At 66.9% G+C, this 658-nt stretch carries 1 protein-coding gene; it reads left to right on the forward strand.

Annotated elements, in window-relative coordinates; all coding sequences use genetic code 11:
• Nucleotides 1-658 (forward strand): aminomethyltransferase family protein (locus tag CN311_RS31225; RefSeq protein ID WP_483425994.1); only part of this gene is annotated, 658 nt, incomplete at both ends.

Genomic DNA, 658 nt, shown 5'->3' on the forward strand with positions numbered 1-658 from the left:
TGAAGGAACACCTTCACACCCGCGAACAGGCCGGCCTGTTCGACATCTCGCACATGAAGCTGTTCGAGGTCAGCGGTCCGGGCGCCGCCGCACTGCTCGCCCGCGCCTGCCCGCTGGATGCAGGCGCGCTCGATATCTCCCAGTCCAAATACACCTTCTTCCTCAACGAGGCCGCCGGCATCATCGACGACCTCATCATCACCCGGCTGGGCGACGAGCGCTTCATGGTCGTCGCCAATGCCGGCAACGCCGCCACCGACGAGAAGCACCTGCGCGCACTGGCTGCGGATTTCGACGCGAAGGTCGATGCGCTCGACCGCGTCTTCCTGGCCATCCAGGGTCCCGCAGCATGGGCGGCCCTTGCCCGTGCCGGCATCGAGACCGGATCGCTGCTGTTCATGCATGGCATCGAACCCAGGCAAAACTGGTTCATGAGCCGCTCCGGCTATACCGGCGAGGACGGTTTCGAGATCGGCCTGCCGGAAGCGGATGCGCGCGCTCTTGTCGCCAGGCTGCTCGAGGACGAGCGCGTGCTGTGGATTGGGCTGGCCGCCCGCGACAGCTTGCGGCTGGAGGCCGGGCTCTGCCTGCACGGCCAGGACATCACGCCGGAGATCGATCCGGCCAGCGCCGGGCTGATGTGGGCGATCCCCAAGGA

This window comes from Mesorhizobium sanjuanii (assembly GCF_002529485.1).
GTDB classification, from domain to species: domain Bacteria; phylum Pseudomonadota; class Alphaproteobacteria; order Rhizobiales; family Rhizobiaceae; genus Mesorhizobium; species Mesorhizobium sanjuanii.